Origin of the sequence: Rhizobium sp. NLR16a, assembly GCF_017948245.1 — a bacterium.
In the GTDB taxonomy this organism is placed as follows: domain Bacteria; phylum Pseudomonadota; class Alphaproteobacteria; order Rhizobiales; family Rhizobiaceae; genus Rhizobium.
The window spans coordinates 3,443,964-3,458,799 of the sequence record NZ_CP072865.1 but is presented as its reverse complement, the minus strand read 5'-3'; the positions used below and the strand labels follow the sequence as shown (position 1 = coordinate 3,458,799).

At 60.6% G+C, this 14,836-nt stretch carries 19 protein-coding genes; 14 read left to right on the top strand and 5 right to left on the bottom strand.

Features of this window, described 5'->3' with window-relative positions; genetic code table 11:
- Nucleotides 1-18: 18 nt before the first annotated feature.
- The 3 genes from fliN to motA form a co-directional block, all read right to left on the bottom strand.
- Nucleotides 19-606, bottom strand: coding sequence for a flagellar motor switch protein FliN (gene fliN / locus J7U39_RS16740; RefSeq protein WP_210629213.1), 588 nt, complete (start codon nucleotides 604-606; stop codon nucleotides 19-21).
- Nucleotides 607-671: 65 nt separating this feature from the next.
- Nucleotides 672-1,622, bottom strand: a complete 951-nt coding sequence (locus tag J7U39_RS16735) for a FliM/FliN family flagellar motor switch protein (protein ID WP_210629212.1) — start codon at nucleotides 1,620-1,622, stop codon at nucleotides 672-674.
- On the bottom strand, nucleotides 1,623-2,495 hold the full coding sequence (gene motA, locus J7U39_RS16730; RefSeq protein ID WP_020920386.1) for a flagellar motor stator protein MotA: 873 nt from the start codon (nucleotides 2,493-2,495) through the stop codon (nucleotides 1,623-1,625).
- A gap of 255 nt (nucleotides 2,496-2,750) precedes the next feature.
- Between motA and flgF the strand changes: the two genes are divergently transcribed.
- The 13 genes from flgF to fliP all read left to right on the top strand — a co-directional run bounded on the left by flgF (nucleotide 2,751) and on the right by fliP (nucleotide 11,673).
- Nucleotides 2,751-3,485 (top strand): flagellar basal-body rod protein FlgF, encoded by a 735-nt coding sequence (gene flgF / locus J7U39_RS16725; protein WP_210629211.1) that lies wholly within the window; start codon nucleotides 2,751-2,753, stop codon nucleotides 3,483-3,485.
- Nucleotides 3,486-3,488: 3 nt separating this feature from the next.
- Complete coding sequence (fliI, locus tag J7U39_RS16720) at nucleotides 3,489-4,886, top strand: flagellar protein export ATPase FliI (protein WP_210629210.1); 1,398 nt, start codon at nucleotides 3,489-3,491, stop codon at nucleotides 4,884-4,886.
- 2 nt (nucleotides 4,887-4,888) lie between these two features.
- Nucleotides 4,889-5,431: a flagellar protein gene (locus J7U39_RS16715; protein ID WP_210629209.1), complete on the top strand. Its 543-nt coding sequence runs from the start codon at nucleotides 4,889-4,891 to the stop codon at nucleotides 5,429-5,431.
- A 158-nt stretch (nucleotides 5,432-5,589) separates the two neighbouring features.
- On the top strand, nucleotides 5,590-5,982 hold the full coding sequence (flgB, locus tag J7U39_RS16710; RefSeq protein WP_011424023.1) for a flagellar basal body rod protein FlgB: 393 nt from the start codon (nucleotides 5,590-5,592) through the stop codon (nucleotides 5,980-5,982).
- Between the two features lie 5 nt (nucleotides 5,983-5,987).
- Nucleotides 5,988-6,404: a flagellar basal body rod protein FlgC gene (gene flgC / locus J7U39_RS16705; RefSeq protein WP_064693821.1), complete on the top strand. Its 417-nt coding sequence runs from the start codon at nucleotides 5,988-5,990 to the stop codon at nucleotides 6,402-6,404.
- 3 nt (nucleotides 6,405-6,407) lie between these two features.
- A complete protein-coding gene (locus tag J7U39_RS16700; protein ID WP_210629208.1) occupies nucleotides 6,408-6,749 on the top strand; it encodes a flagellar hook-basal body complex protein FliE in 342 nt (113 codons plus the stop codon).
- A 19-nt stretch (nucleotides 6,750-6,768) separates the two neighbouring features.
- On the top strand, nucleotides 6,769-7,557 hold the full coding sequence (gene flgG, locus J7U39_RS16695; RefSeq protein ID WP_210629207.1) for a flagellar basal-body rod protein FlgG: 789 nt from the start codon (nucleotides 6,769-6,771) through the stop codon (nucleotides 7,555-7,557).
- Nucleotides 7,558-7,573: 16 nt separating this feature from the next.
- Nucleotides 7,574-8,056, top strand: a complete 483-nt coding sequence (gene flgA / locus J7U39_RS16690) for a flagellar basal body P-ring formation chaperone FlgA (protein WP_210629206.1) — start codon at nucleotides 7,574-7,576, stop codon at nucleotides 8,054-8,056.
- On the top strand, nucleotides 8,053-9,174 hold the full coding sequence (locus J7U39_RS16685; RefSeq protein ID WP_210629205.1) for a flagellar basal body P-ring protein FlgI: 1,122 nt from the start codon (nucleotides 8,053-8,055) through the stop codon (nucleotides 9,172-9,174). Before flgA ends, J7U39_RS16685 begins: the two co-directional genes overlap by 4 nt.
- Entirely contained in the window at nucleotides 9,171-9,710 is a 540-nt protein-coding gene (locus J7U39_RS16680) for a MotE family protein (protein ID WP_210629204.1), read from the top strand. Before J7U39_RS16685 ends, J7U39_RS16680 begins: the two co-directional genes overlap by 4 nt.
- Entirely contained in the window at nucleotides 9,707-10,423 is a 717-nt protein-coding gene (gene flgH, locus J7U39_RS16675; protein ID WP_210629203.1) for a flagellar basal body L-ring protein FlgH, read from the top strand. Before J7U39_RS16680 ends, flgH begins: the two co-directional genes overlap by 4 nt.
- A gap of 12 nt (nucleotides 10,424-10,435) precedes the next feature.
- Complete coding sequence (locus J7U39_RS16670) at nucleotides 10,436-10,939, top strand: flagellar basal body-associated FliL family protein (RefSeq protein WP_210629202.1); 504 nt, start codon at nucleotides 10,436-10,438, stop codon at nucleotides 10,937-10,939.
- Complete coding sequence (gene fliP, locus J7U39_RS16665) at nucleotides 10,936-11,673, top strand: flagellar type III secretion system pore protein FliP (protein WP_011424032.1); 738 nt, start codon at nucleotides 10,936-10,938, stop codon at nucleotides 11,671-11,673. The genes J7U39_RS16670 and fliP overlap by 4 nt, the downstream gene beginning before the upstream one ends.
- A 48-nt stretch (nucleotides 11,674-11,721) precedes the next feature.
- Here the strand turns inward: fliP and J7U39_RS16660 are convergent, their stop codons facing one another.
- Entirely contained in the window at nucleotides 11,722-12,255 is a 534-nt protein-coding gene (locus J7U39_RS16660; RefSeq protein WP_210629201.1) for an alpha/beta hydrolase, read from the bottom strand.
- Between the two features lie 104 nt (nucleotides 12,256-12,359).
- Between J7U39_RS16660 and J7U39_RS16655 the strand changes: the two genes are divergently transcribed.
- Entirely contained in the window at nucleotides 12,360-12,836 is a 477-nt protein-coding gene (locus J7U39_RS16655) for an Lrp/AsnC family transcriptional regulator (RefSeq protein WP_210629200.1), read from the top strand.
- Nucleotides 12,837-12,890: 54 nt separating this feature from the next.
- Here J7U39_RS16655 and J7U39_RS16650 read toward each other — a convergent pair whose 3' ends face one another.
- On the bottom strand, nucleotides 12,891-14,807 hold the full coding sequence (locus J7U39_RS16650; protein ID WP_210629199.1) for a glycosyl transferase: 1,917 nt from the start codon (nucleotides 14,805-14,807) through the stop codon (nucleotides 12,891-12,893).
- Nucleotides 14,808-14,836 lie beyond the last annotated feature (29 nt).

Here is a 14,836-nt window from a genome sequence, read left to right as displayed (position 1 = left end):
TCTCCGTCCCCACAGGGATCAGGCTTTTTTCGTACTCAAAACTTCTATCAGCTTCACGCCGAACCGGGTGTCGTCGTTATCAAGAACCGTAATCTCGCCGCGTGCAATCCTGCGGCCGTTCACCATGATCTCAACGGGTTCGCCGATTTTCTTGTCGAGGGCGATCGTCGCTCCTTCATTAAGATTCATCAGACTGGAGACCTGCATCCGGCTGGTGCCGAGCATGATCTGGACATCGATCGGAATGTCCATGATCAGCTCGAAATTCGAGGTCAGCGCGCTGCCGAGCGGCGCCGATGACGCCTCGAACGAAGAGCTGCCGCCGAAATCCATGCCTGCAGCCGGGCTGGCATTGCCGGCGCCGAAATCGCCGCCGAAATCATCGCCGCCGAAAGGGGAATCCGAAATCTCGCCGCCGAAGGCGGTCAGATCCGTTCCTGCCGCGAAGCCATCATTCTCCAGTTCGGCGCCAAACTGCGACAGGTCGCTATCGGCATCCTTCTTCAGCACGCCGCGCAGATCGTCGATCGCTTGGTCGAGATCGGCCTCGCTGCCCGGCATATCCAGGGAGAGGTCACTGTTCTGCTGTGTTTTCTTCGTTGCCATGAAATCACTATTCCAGTTGAAACTTGCCTCAAACTGCCTTTGCAGCCCGGAAGCCAGAGAACCGATCAATTCATTAAATGACGGATGAGTTCGTCATCCGAGTTCATCGTATCCTTGACGCGGACCATGTAGTTTTCGCCAGAACGCCCGAACTCGCATATATACAATTCCTTGCTATTGGCGCTGACCTCGACGCGGACGTCGCGGCCGTCGCGGAACGGGATGACGTCGCCGACCATCAGCTTCGATATGGTGCGCAGCGTCAGGTCCTGTAGCCGGATCCTGGCCTCGAGCGTGACATGCGAGCGGCGGACCTGATCGCCAAGCTGTTCGGCCCATTCCGGCGAATTGCCGCCGGTCTGGCGCTTCGGCTTCGGCGGCGTCACCTTGGTCTTGAGCAGCGCCGTCTGCGGAATGATCAGTGCGAATTCCGAAACAATGCCGGCGAGCGTGATCGACATGTTGATGGCGGCGGCAAATTCGTCCGGCTTGTCCTCCGCCGGCCGGGGGCTGGCGTCATGGGCGTGCGGGGCCGAAAGACTGGGCTCGAAACCGCCAGGTGCATTGACCGCCGAGCGCAGCACCTTGGCGATCTTGTCGAAGACCATGACCGCCAGATCGAGTTCGATGACCGAGAGCAGCCGCTCGGCCGGCTCCTCGATCGTATCGGCGGTGGCGCCGAGCAGGTGTTCCATCAGCGTGATGACGAAACCGTTGCCGCAGGCAAGCGTGACATTCTGAGACCAGTTGCGCAGCGTCGCGTCGACGAGCGTGACGTTGTGGCTGAGGTCGTCAACCAGGTGGTTCTTGTAGCCGATCTCGCAGCCGAGATAGCTGACGGTCACGTCGAGGCCGGTCTCGCTTTTGATGACGTCGGGAAAGAACTCGCTGTAGACCTCCCCGAAGGCGCTGCAGATCTTGGCGACCCTGCCTCTGTCTCCGAGCCCGCCGGTCAGCTTGGCGAGAAGGGCGGGATCCATTGCCGGTTTGTCACGCGAAGCATCGCTCATGGTCATTTAAGCCGCCTTGTTTTCGCCGCCTGGGTTCATCATTTCCTGTTCGACCGCATCGATGGAAGGACGTTCGTAGGCCGAGATCGTCTTGCGGCCGTATTCGAGAGCGACCTGCGGCACCGAACCGTTCATATAGGCAAGCAGCGTCTGCTTGACGATGACATAGAGGCGATGCTGCTTGTTGCGGACGACCTTGATCTGGGAAACCAGCGGCGAGCAGACGCAATAGGATAGGAGAATGCCGAGGAAGGTGCCGACGAGCGCCGAACCGATCAGATGGCCAAGCACCTCGGGCGAATCGTTGATGTGGGCCATCGCCTTGATGACGCCGAGAACGGCCGCAACGATACCGATCGCCGGGAAGGAATCGCCCATGATCTGGATCGCGTGATAGGGCTTCATCTTGTCGTGCATGATGGTGTTGAGCTCTTCGTCCATCAGCGCCTCGATTTCGTGGCTACGGGCGTTACCGATAATGATCAGGCGCACATAATCGCAGATGAAGGCCGTCAGTTCCTTGTTCTTCAGAACCGTCGGAGCCTGCTGGAAGATCGTCGATTCGGCAGGATTGTCGATATGGGCTTCGATTTCGTTTCGCGACTTGGTGCGCAGGTCCCGCATCAGCGAGTAGAGCACGCCGAGCGTATCGAGATAATTGCGCTCCTTCGGTACGGCGTGCTTGAAGGCCTCTGCAAGCGCCTTACCGGAATCCTTCACCACCTTCATCGGGTTCGCCATGATGAAGCTGCCGAGACCGGCGCCGCCGATGATGAGAAATTCGAAGGGCTGGAACAGCGCATCCACTTCGCCGCCCATTGCCATGAAGCTGCCGACGATGCAGCCGCAGACAACAATAAATCCGATAATGATGTTCATCGTCAGCCCAATCTGAACGTTGCTTTTCTTCGAGACGGATAGGGTTTCTGCCTTGCGTGAGGCTGATGAAAGGGTCGGTCCCAGGCATTTCCACGTGCCAGCTTCGCGCAAGCATCTGCCGCCAATCTAAAGGAGACGAATGGGCGCGCTCGCGCCCGTTTCTGAGATGCCGCCTCAGCGAAATCCCGGCCGAACCAGATCAGACGACGCCCGGCTTTTCGTTCCGTTCATCGCCAATGCTTGGAGCTTACAGACATGCAATCCGGTCTTTACGTTTCTCTGTCGTCGCAGATGGCGCTTGAAAAGCGCTTGAACACCATCGCCGACAACATGGCGAACGTGAACACCACCGGTTTTCGCGCCACCGAGGTGAAGTTCGACGAGATGGTGGCGGCCACCAAGAACAAGCTGAACACCAAGGTCGCCTTCGTTTCCCAGGGCAACGACTACCTGAACGAGCAGAACGGCGAGTTGCAGCACACCGGCAACATGCTTGATTTCGCCGTCAAGGGCGATGCCTGGTTTGCCCTCGACACACCGGCCGGCCGCGTCCTCACGAGGGACGGCCGCTTTACGCTCAGGGATACCGGCGAACTCGTTTCGATCCGCGGATATCCGGTTCTCGATGCCGGCGGCGCACCGATCCAGCTCGACACGAAGGGCGGCGAGCCTGCTGTCGGCACCGACGGCATCATCTATCAAGGCGACCGCCAGGTCGGTTCGCTGGGCCTGTTCGAGGCCGATATCGGCAAGGGTTACCTGCGCTACGAAAACAGCGGCATCCTGACCACCGACCAGCCGCGCGCCGTCGTCGACCGCTTCAATGTCGGTGTCGAGCAGGGTTATCTGGAAAATTCCAACGTCAACGCCATGCGCGAGATCACTCAGCTGATCGAAGTCAACCGTGCCTTCGAAAGCATTTCCTCGCTGATGCGCGACAGCGAGGATTCGTTCAAGCAGGCCGTCCAGACGCTTGGGGGCAGCCGCTAAGCAATGAGCACGACGCTACTGTCCGAAGACGGCCTTTCTCCGAAGCTCGCGCATCTGGCGGGTCTCGTCGACCGATACGCATCGCCGGAATTCGCCGTCGCTCATGGCGGTCGCGTCCAGACCATCGCTGCCGGCCACTATACGGTTCGCGGTCTCTCCCGTCATGTTCGTCTCGGTGAATTCGTAGCGCATAAATCGGCGACTGGCATCCATCTCGGCGAGGTCGTTCGTGTCGAGCCGGACCTGATCTATGTCTGCCCGATCGAACCGGGCGAGCCGATCGGCATCCATGACACGGTCATTCGCAAAGGCGCCTTCCGAATTTCGCCATCCGACAGCTGGTGCGGGCGCACGATCAATTCGCTGTGTGAGCCGATCGACGGGCTGGGTCCGATCGGCCAAGGGCTCGATCGCCGCTCGATTTCCAACGCTGCGCCACCCTCGATGACGCGCCAGCGCGTGGCGACCGGCTTCAAGACCGGCGTGCGCGCGATCGACATCTTTTCGCCGCTCTGCCTCGGCCAGCGTCTCGGCATCTTTGCCGGCTCCGGCGTCGGCAAGTCGACGCTTCTGTCCATGCTTGCCCGCGCCGATGCCTTCGACAAGGTGGTCATCGCGCTCGTCGGCGAACGCGGCCGCGAGGTGCGCGAATTCATCGAGGATACGCTCGGCAGCAATATGAAGAAGGCGATTGCCGTCGTCGCGACCAGCGACGAAAGCCCGATGCTGCGCAAGATGGCGCCGCTGACGGCGGTCACCATCGCCGAGCATTTCCGCGACAAGGGCGAAAACGTGCTCTTCATCGTCGACAGCGTCACGCGTTTTGCCCATGCGATCCGCGAGGTGGCGACCGCCTCCGGCGAACCGCCGATCGCCCGCGGTTATCCTGCCTCTGTCTTCACCGAATTGCCGCGCCTGCTCGAACGCGCCGGTCCTGGCCCCGAAGGCGCCGGCACGATCACCGCCATTATCTCGATCCTCGTTGATGGCGACAACCACAACGACCCGATCGCCGATTCGACGCGCGGCATTCTCGACGGCCATATCGTCTTGCAGCGCAGTCTCGCCGAAGAAGGGCGCTATCCTCCGATCGATCCGCTCGCCTCGATCTCGCGTCTTGCCCGCAAGGCCTGGACTCCGGATCAGGAAAAGCTGGTGTCGCGCTTGAAGGTATTGATCCACCGCTTTGAGGAAACGAGGGACCTGCGCCTGATTGGCGGTTATCGCCAGGGGGCCGATCCTGATCTCGACATGGCGGTCAAGCAGGTCCCTATCATTTACGACGTCCTGAAACAGTCTCCGGGCGATCGCGACTCGGTTGACGCTTTTGCCGATCTCGCCGGCGCGCTCAAGGCTGCTGCCGGCATGGGCAATCAGGGCGCACCCATGCAGAGGAGATAAAAGTGGCTGATTTTGACGATGAACGCATCGCTTCCCTGAAGCAGCGCAAAAAGACCGCCACTCTGGATCGGTTTCTCACCTTCGCCGGCCTGGCGCTTGCCGGCGCCTCCGCCTTTTTCCCCTGGTATGTCTTCTTCAATGCGGACAAGTTCGGCATCAACGTCGCCACCAGCAGCAATTCGCGCGAACTGCCGGATTGGCCCGCCCGCAACGTCTTCAGCGTCTCACCGCTGGCCATGGTCAACAAGAACGAGGCAGCCAAGAAGGCTCCGCCGATCGATCCGCTGACGACGGCGACGGTCTCCGATCTCGGCAAGCAGCGTGACGGCGGCGTGATGTTGGAAGACCAGCCTTTCCCGGGCAAGTCTTCCTTCCGCCTTCTCCACGTGTCCAACGGCCGGGCGCTGATCGAGGATCCCTCGGGCATGTATGTGGTGCGCATCGGCTCGGTCCTGCCCGACGAAAGCCGCCTGGCGATGATCGAGCAGCGCGAGGGCAAGTGGGTGATCATCACCTCCAAGGGCGATATCTACAAGAACGACTGAATCCCTTCGCAACGGCTGAAGACAAGAGGGGCTCCGCCGCGAACCGGCAGGGGCCCTTTTCTATGGCGGTTTTCGGCGAGGCCTCGAAGGCCGAATTCCCGTAAGTCCCACGCAAGATTACCGCTCTAGGTTCCGGATAGTAAAAACGGAGAGTTCTCATGCAACCGATCCAACTTTTCGACTTGGCTTCGCGACAGGCGGAATGGCTGACGATCCGTCAGCAGGTTGTTGCCGGCAACATCGCGAATGCCAATACTCCGAAATTCCGCGCCAAGGACGTCACGCCCTTCGATGCCGTGCTGGACAGATCCGACATCACCATGGCGCGCACCAATCCGGCGCACTTCAGCGGCAACGATTTCAGCGACAGCGGCGATATCGACGTCAAGGAAGCAGCCCTCGACCAGGAGATCGGCATTCAGGAATCCGGCAACACCGTCGGTTTGGCCGAAGAGCTTTCCAAGTCGGGTGACATCAAGCGCCAGTACGATCTGAACACCTCGCTGGTCAGCTCCTTCAACCGCATGATGTTGATGACGGTCAGGAAGTAATTGTCATGGATCCGCTTTCCGCAGCTATGAAAATCGCCGGTTCGGGGCTCGAGGCGCAATCGACGCGCCTGCGCATCGTCTCGGAAAACATTGCCAACGCCCGCTCGACCGGTGACACGCCGGGCGCCGACCCCTATCGCCGCAAGACGATCACCTTCGGCCAGCAGATGGACCGCACCAGCGGCGTCGAGACCGTCAACGTCAAGAAGGTCGGCGTCGACGAAGGCGATTTCAGCACCGAGTTCGACCCCAGCAATCCGGCGGCGGACGCCAAGGGCGTCGTCAAATTGCCGAACGTCAACATCCTCGTCGAGATGGCTGACATGCGTGAAGCCAATCGCTCCTATGACGCCAATCTGCAGACCATCAAGCAGACCCGCGACCTCATCTCGTCCACGATCGATCTTCTGAAGAGCCAATAATCAATGATCAGCAGCGTCCAGAATGTCAGCAATCTTTCGATGTCCCGCGCGCTCGGCGCCGTCGACACCGAAAATTCCGCCTCGTCCTCCGCAACGACCATGCCGGGCACCGCCGGTGCGGCCAATGGCCTGAGCTTCGCCTCGGTCCTGGGCGGCATGGCGACCGACGCCGTCAACAGCCTGAAGGGTGCCGAAAACATGTCCTTCGCCGGCATCAAGGGCACGGCGACGACCCGTGAAGTCGTTGATTCCATGCTCCAGGCCGAGCAGACGCTGCAGACCGCGATTGCCATCCGCGACAAGGTCGTTTCGGCCTTTCTCGAAGTCACCAAGATGCAGATGTAACTGATTTGAGGACGAATACATGAGAGCGCTCGCCATCGCAGCAACGGGCATGGATGCCCAGCAGACCAATCTGGAAGTCATCGCCAACAACATTGCGAACATCAACACGACGGGCTTTAAGCGGGCCCGCGCCGAGTTCACCGACCTTCTCTACCAGACCGAACGCGCCAAGGGCGTCGCCAACCGGGCCAATCAGGCCGTCGTTCCTGAAGGCGCAAATATCGGCCTCGGCGTCCAGACCTCCGCGGTCCGCAATCTGCATCTCCAGGGCGAACTGACACAGACTGGCAACGACCTCGACGTGGCGCTGATCGGCAAGGGCTTCTTTCAGATTCAGTCGACCGATGGCACGACGCTCTATACCCGCGCTGGCGCTTTCAACAAGAATGACCAGGGCCAGCTCGTCACCATCGACGGCTATGAAGTCCTGCCTGGGATCACCATCCCTCAGGGTTCGACCGAACTGACCATCAGCCGCTCCGGCGAGGTCTCGGCGAAGCTGCCGGGTCAGACCGATCCGACTGTTCTTGGACAGCTGACGCTTGCCGACTTCGTCAACGAAGCGGGTCTTCAGCCGATCGGCGACAATCTCTTCCAGGAAACGCCGGCCTCGGGCGATGCGGTCGTCGGCAACCCCGACGAGGAAGGCTTTGCCTATATGAAGCAGGGTTATCTGGAATCCTCGAACGTCGACCCGGTGAAGGAAATCACCGAGCTGATATCGGCTCAGCGTGCGTACGAAATGAATTCCAAGGTGATCACGACCGCTGATGAAATGGCCTCCATCGTCAGCAAGAACCTGAAGTAAAGGGAAGGGCCGAAACATGATGTTTTGCCGGGCAGGACGCATCTCAGGATGGGTGGCGGCAGCCACGATCGCACTCGCGGGCGTGGTCTTGCCTGCGGACGCGGGTGCCGGCATGGGTTATGCCGTCGTCCCGACGACGATCATCTACCCCGGCGACACATTGTCGGGCAGCCAGCTTCAGGAGGTTGAGGTCACCAACCCCAACCTCGCCGGCGATTATGCCAAATCGATTTCGCAGGTCGAAGGTCTGGTTTCCAAACGCACGCTGCTACCGGGGCGCACAATCTCGGTTTCAGCCCTGCGCGAGCCCTATACGGTGACGCGCGGCTCTTCGATCCGCCTGGTCTTCTCTCTCGGCGCAATGACGATCTCCGCTGCCGGCACGCCGCTCGAAGACGGCGCGACGGGGCAGGTGGTCCGTGCACGTAATATGGATTCCGGCGTCATCGTCAGCGGCACGGTGCTTGCGGACGGCACGATCCATGTGAGGGCGAAATGAAATTGTTCTTCCGTATCGTCGCCTTTGCTGCGGTTGTCGCCATGAGTTTGGCCGACGTGGCGCCCGCCTGGGCGCTGACGTCACGCATCAAGGATATCGCCTCGCTTCAGGCCGGCCGCGATAACCAGCTGATCGGCTACGGTCTGATCGTCGGCCTGCAGGGAACCGGCGACGGCTTCCGTTCCTCGCCCTTCACCGAGCAGTCGATGCGGGCAATGCTCCAGAATCTCGGCATCTCGACACAGGGCGGCCAGTCCAACGCGAAGAACACCGCGGCCGTGATGGTCACCGCCAACCTGCCGCCCTTCGCGAGCCCCGGCAGCCGTCTCGATGTTACGGTGAGCTCGCTCGGCGATGCGACCTCGCTGCGCGGCGGCACGCTCGTCATGACCTCGCTTTCCGGTGCCGACGGCCAGATCTATGCTGTCGCCCAGGGCTCTGTTATCGTCTCCGGCTTTCAGGCGCAGGGCCAGGCGGCGACGGTGACCGAAGGCGTCACCACCGCCGGCCGCGTACCCGGCGGCGCGATCATCGAACGCGAACTGCCGTCGCATTTCAAGGATTCAGTCAATCTCGTCCTGCAGCTGCGCAATCCCGATTTCTCGACGGCGATCCGCATTGCCGACATCGTCAATGGCTATGCCTCCGCGCGCTTCGGCGGCCCGGTCGCCGAAGCCAAGGATTCGCAGGAAGTGGTGATCCAGAAACCGCGCACGGCCGATCTCACCCGGCTGATGGCCGACGTCGAAAACCTCATCGTCGAAACCGATACGCCGGCCAAGGTGGTTATCAACGAGCGCACTGGAACGATCGTCATCGGCTCCGATGTCCGCGTCTCGCCGGTCGCCGTCAGCTACGGCACACTCACGGTTCAGGTCACCGAGACGCCGCAGATCATCCAGCCCGAACCCTTCTCGCGCGGGCGGACTGCCGTTCAGCCGCAGACCGATATCGCGGCTGAGCAGACCGGCGGGCGCGTTGCCATAATCGACGGTCCCGACCTCAGGACCCTTGTTGCCGGTCTCAACAATATCGGCGTGAAACCGGATGGGATCATCGCCATTCTCCAGGGCATCAAATCGGCGGGCGCCCTGCAGGCGGAGCTTGTATTGCAATGATGACGATCCTGAATCCTGACATGACCGTGCTGCAGCTGCTGCGCCGCCTGGCGCTGCCGGCAGCCGGCCTCGTCCTGCTGTCGATCCCGGGTGCCTTCGCACAGGAGCACCCGGAGGGAGACATCACGTCTCAGGACGAGATCAAGCAATTCTGCACCAACATCGCCGATCCAGCCCGCGACCAGCGCTACCTGCTGCAGAAACAGGAGCTGGAAAGGCTCCGCGCCGACATCGACGCCCGGATGGAGGAGATGGACAAGCGCAAGGCCGAATACCAGGACTGGCTGAAGCGGCGCGACGACTTCCTGCAGCAGGCGGAAGCCGGCCTCACCGAAATCTATAAGAAGATGAAGCCGGATGCGGCGGCGCTCCAGCTGCAGGACATGAAGGTCGAAGTGGCCTCGGCCGTCATCATGCGGCTCGGTCCGCGTCAGTCGAGCCTCATCCTCAACGAGATGGACCCGCAGAAAGCCGCCATCATCGCCGGCATCATCGCCAGTGCGTCCGATCCCAATACGTCGAAGGATCCTTCATGAACATGCGTTTCCCGGCCGCGGTCGCCGCCCTCGCACTCCTAGCGGGCTGCCAGTCCCCGACGGCAGTCAGCGAGATCGGCCGTGCGCCCGCCATGAGCCCGATCGGCAGTGGACTTGCCTATGGCCAGACCCCGCAGATGGCGCTTTATCCGAAGCAGCCGCGTGCCGTGGCGCAGGGCTATTCGCTCTGGAGCGATTCGCAGGCCGCGCTCTTCAAGGATGCACGCGCGCTGAACGTCGGCGACATCCTGACCGTCGACATCCAGATCAACGACAAAGCCTCCTTCGACAACGAGACCAACCGCAGCCGCAAGAATTCGAGCGGCATGAACTGGGACGTCAATGCCCAGATCTTCGGCTGGACCCCGGAATCGAAGACCGATCTGACCTACGGTTCGGATACCAGCACCGACGGCAAGGGCAAGATCGAGCGCACCGACAAGCTGACCCTTCTCGTTGCGGCCGTCGTCACCGGTATTCTTGAAAACGGCAACCTCGTCATCTCTGGCTCGCAAGAAGTCCGTCTGAACCAGGAGCTGCGCATCCTGAACGTCGCCGGTATCGTGCGTCCGCAGGACGTCAACGCCGACAACCAGATCTCCTACGACAAGATCGCCGAAGCCCGCATCTCCTATGGCGGCCGCGGTCGCCTGATGGAAGTGCAGCAGCCTCCGCGCGGGCAGCAGGCCGTCGATCTTTTCTCGCCGCTTTGAGGCCCAACGACGATGGCAGACGAAGACGTAAGCGCAGGTCAATCGAAGAAGAAATCCGGCCTGATGACGATCATCGGCATTGCCGTCCTGACGCTCCTCGGCGCCGGCGGCGGCTGGGCGGTCGGCACGATCGTCGCGCCCCAGATCAAGGGCGCCAAAGAGGCAGAGCAGGCCAAGGAAGCCGAGGCCAAGAAGAAGGCCGAGGAGGGGCTGGCGCGCATCTCGACCGAGGCCAACAACGTCGTCCAGCTCGAGCCGATTACATCGAACCTTGCTTACCCGTCGGAAAACTGGGTCCGACTAGAAGTCGCGCTGTTGTTCAACGGGCCGCCCGACGTCAAGGTCGCCGAGGACATTCATCAGGATATCCTCGCCTATGTCAGGACCGTTTCCCTTCAGCAGATCGAGGGGCCGCGGGGCTTTCAATATCTCAAGGATGACATCCAGGAACGTGTTGACCTTCGCTCGCAAGGGCGGGTATCGAAGGTCATGTTCAGGACCTTTGTCATCGAATGATTCGTTTCATAGTTTTCCTTGCCGCCATGATGGCGGTGCCGGAACTGGCGGTGGCACAGCAGCTGCCGACCGACTTGTTGAACGTGCCGGTCGATGGCTCCGTCGCCGCCTGGATCATCCGCACCTTCGGCCTGCTGACCGTACTTTCGGTCGCGCCCGGCATCCTGATCATGGTGACGAGCTTCCCGCGCTTCGTCATCGCCTTCTCGATCCTGCGCTCGGGGATGGGCCTCTCCTCGACGCCTTCCAACATGATCCTCCTGTCGCTGTCGCTCTTCATGACCTTCTACGTCATGTCGCCGACCTTCGATCAGGCCTGGCAGAACGGCGTTCAGCCACTGCTTGCCAACCAGATCAACGAGACGGAGGCGGTGCAGCGTATCGCCGAGCCCTTCCGCACCTTCATGGCGGCCAATACCCGCGACAAGGATTTGGCGCTCTTCGTCGATCTGGCGCGTGAGCGCGGGCAGAACATCCAGACGACCGATCCGATCGACTATCGCGTGCTGATCCCTGCCTTCATGATTTCGGAGATTCGCCGCGGTTTCGAGATCGGCTTTCTCGTCGTGCTGCCGTTCCTCGTCATCGACCTCATCGTCGCAACCATCACCATGGCGATGGGCATGATGATGCTGCCGCCGACTTCGATCTCGCTGCCTTTCAAGATTCTCTTCTTCGTCCTGATCGACGGCTGGAATCTGCTCGTCGGCAGCCTGGTGCGCTCGTTCAGCTGACCGGCTGGGGCGATGAGGAACTTCGGTTCCTCGATCGAGCGGTTTATGCTATGCGCGGCTCGCGAAATCCATCAGCAATGCCAGACCTTCCGGCCAGTCACCCAGATCGCTTTGGCCATTGATGTGGCCGGCCGCGCCGATGATTTTCAACTCGCTACCCCATTGCTTTGCTCGCGTTTCGGCGTAGGGGAGCGAACCATAGGGATCGGTGGTGCTAGCGACGATCAGCGATCGAAAGCCGAACTGCACCTGCGGCACATCTGCAAAGCCTGCGGCGTCCGCAGGAAAGCTCGGAGAAAGAGGGTCTGGCACGGCGGCGAGGAACGCTCCCTTGATCGGCGAAGAGGTCCGCTGATGCCAATGTGCTACAAGCAGGCAGGAGAGGCTATGCGCCACGAGAACAGGTGGTGTTTTCGCTCTGCGCACCGCTTGCTCCAAGGCTTGGATCCAGTCGGAAAGATCCGGCTGATCCCAACTCGTCGGTGCAAAACGGCGTATGGCCGGATTGGCATTCTCCCAACGGCTCTGCCAGTGAGCGTTTCCGGAATTGCCGATGCCCGGCAAATGAATGAATTCGGTCATATCTCGCCTCTTCTTCGCTTCAGCGGGAGTATGGCGGTTTACACCTGCGAACCAAATTGGCATCTATCGGAAAAGCACCGGATAATCCGATAGATTGAAGGTTGATGGCAAAGCGCACCGATATCAGTCCAGATCTTGATCCAACCGACATCGCCATCATCGAAGTCTTGCAGGATGATGGACGCATCAGCGTCTCCGAGCTCGGAAGGAAGGTCGGTCTTTCCCAGCCGGCCACGTCGGAGCGTCTCAAACGGCTTGAAGAACGCGGTATCATTGAGGCGTACAGAGCCGTCATCGACCCCGCCGCAGTTGGGCTTGGCATGATGGCCGTCATTCGCCTGCGCACCACGCACGAGCATATCAAGACATGCTTGAAGCAATTTTCCGATATGCCTGAGATCATCGAGGTTCTAAGGCTGACAGGAGAGGATTGTTTTCACCTGAAAGTCATTGTTCCTACGCCGGGTGGCCTTGAAAGCATCGTCGATGCCATTGCGCGCTATGGCTCGGTCACGACGGCCGTCGTTCTGCGCAGAGAGCCGCCTAAACGCATCGGGCGTGAACTGATCGCAAAGAAGTAAAGACCCGCTGAAGCGAACAGGACCGCTTCGGCGGGTATTCCGTCTCGGAAAACATCACTCGGCTGCGAACGGTGTCGTGCGCGGCGGCAGCGCCGGAATATCCATGTGATCGGGTGCGAGGCCCTGCTTGGCGCGCTCTGCCATGATTTCATAGGCCTGCTCGAGATGATGGCAGAAGCGTTCGGCGTCGAAGAGCGGCGCGATATAGCGCCTCTCCTTGAGGTGTGCCTTGTATTCGGCGATCCGTCCCGGGTTCTGCGCCAGTTCGACGGCAAGGTCCTCATAAGCCTGCAGGTCGCTTGCGACGAGCTCGGGCAGATCGATCGCCCTGAGCAGGCTTTCGCTGACGCGTGAGGCGAAGTTGGTGCCCTTGACGGTCAAAACCGGCAGGCCGCCCCAGAGCTGCTCCGAGGTGGTCGTATGGCCGTTGACCGGGAAGGTGTCGATCCCGAGGTCGGCTGCCTGCTGGCGGCTGATGTGATCTTCGTAGGGCGCGCGCGGGCAGAAGATGATGCGCTTGGGCGCAATGCCTGATGTCTGGAACTGCTTCAGCAGGTTTGCCTGGTTGCGCGGCGAATTGGCCATCAGCCAGAGCACACTGTTCGGCGCCCGCTTGAGGATCCGGCACCAGCTGTTGACCACATCAGGCGTAATCTTGCGGTTGCCGTTGAAGGAGGCGAAGATGAAGGCCTCTTCCGGCAGGCCGAGCTGCTCGCGGGTGACCGGACGCGGCTTCGGGCGATGCATCGGATCATTCGGCTGGTAGCTCTCCGGAAGCCGGCAGAATTTCTCATGGAAGAATGGCTTGGCCAAGTCGGGCAGCACCGAATGGTCGCCGATGACGTAGTCGAGATCGATGTTGACGGTGCTGCCGGGAAAACCGAGCCATCCGACATGAACAGGTGCGAGCGGCAGGTTGAAGGCTGACGCGCGGCTGCCCGACGTATGACCCTTGAGATCGACCATGATGTCGATATTGTGCTCGCGTACGATTTCCAGCACGGCCTGGTCGGAGAAGCCGTGAATGTCGACGATCCTGCCCCAGCGGCTGCGGTCGGTGACGTTATGCTTCAGGTATTCGGGACCTGTATGGCAGAAGAGCGTCACCTCGAACCTGTCCCTGTCGTGCAATTCGAGAATGCGCTGCAGCAGCTTCATCGTCGCGTGGCGATCCCAGAAGTCCGATGACATGTAGCCGATGCGGATCTTGTTCGACCATGTGTGCGGCTGGTTGCGGCGGAAAGCGATGCGTTCCTGGTTAAGCGGGGCCGTGCCGATCGTCGCATACCGGTTGAAATCTTCGTTGCCGCACCAGTGCAGATGATAGAACGGGTTGTCCTTGCGCAGGATCTCGACATTGCCCTTTGCCAGCGCGTCGTCGATCACTGCCTGATGCTTGGCCGCCTCGTCGAAATCGTTGAATTCCCGGGCAAAAACGAGGTGAAGAAAGCGGAAGGCGTGATTGCCCGGGAAGCGTTTGAAGATGTTGCGGGCAAGCGTCTGGTTGGTTGCGTCGTTGAGATCGTCGCTGAGCAGCAGGGCCGCCAGGCGCATGTGATCGGGGTTCATGCTTTCCGACAGAACCGTCTTGAACGGGCGGATGATATCCCGCTGCTGGCGCTTCAGATAGATCGCGGTGATGATGAAGGCGAGTTCGGGATCTTCCTGCGCTCTGGTGAGGTTGCGCATGGCGATCAGCAGCGCTTCGTCCTCGTTGCCGGTTTCGTAGTGCAGCTTGGCAGCCTGCTTCTGATATTCGTAGGCGTTTGGTCCTTCGCAATTGCCGGCCAGACCATAGGCTTTCGCGGCATCGGCCTTGAAGCCGAGCTGCACGAGGTTCTTGGCCAGCAGCGCATAGGTCTTGGCGTCCTGCTGAGTATCGATGAGCTGGTTGAGCGTCGCCAAGGACTTTGTGTAGCGGCCTGCCTGGTAATCTTTGGATGCCGCAGAGAACGAAACTTTGCTGTTCAAAACCCAACTCCGTGAAGGAAATTTTCTCG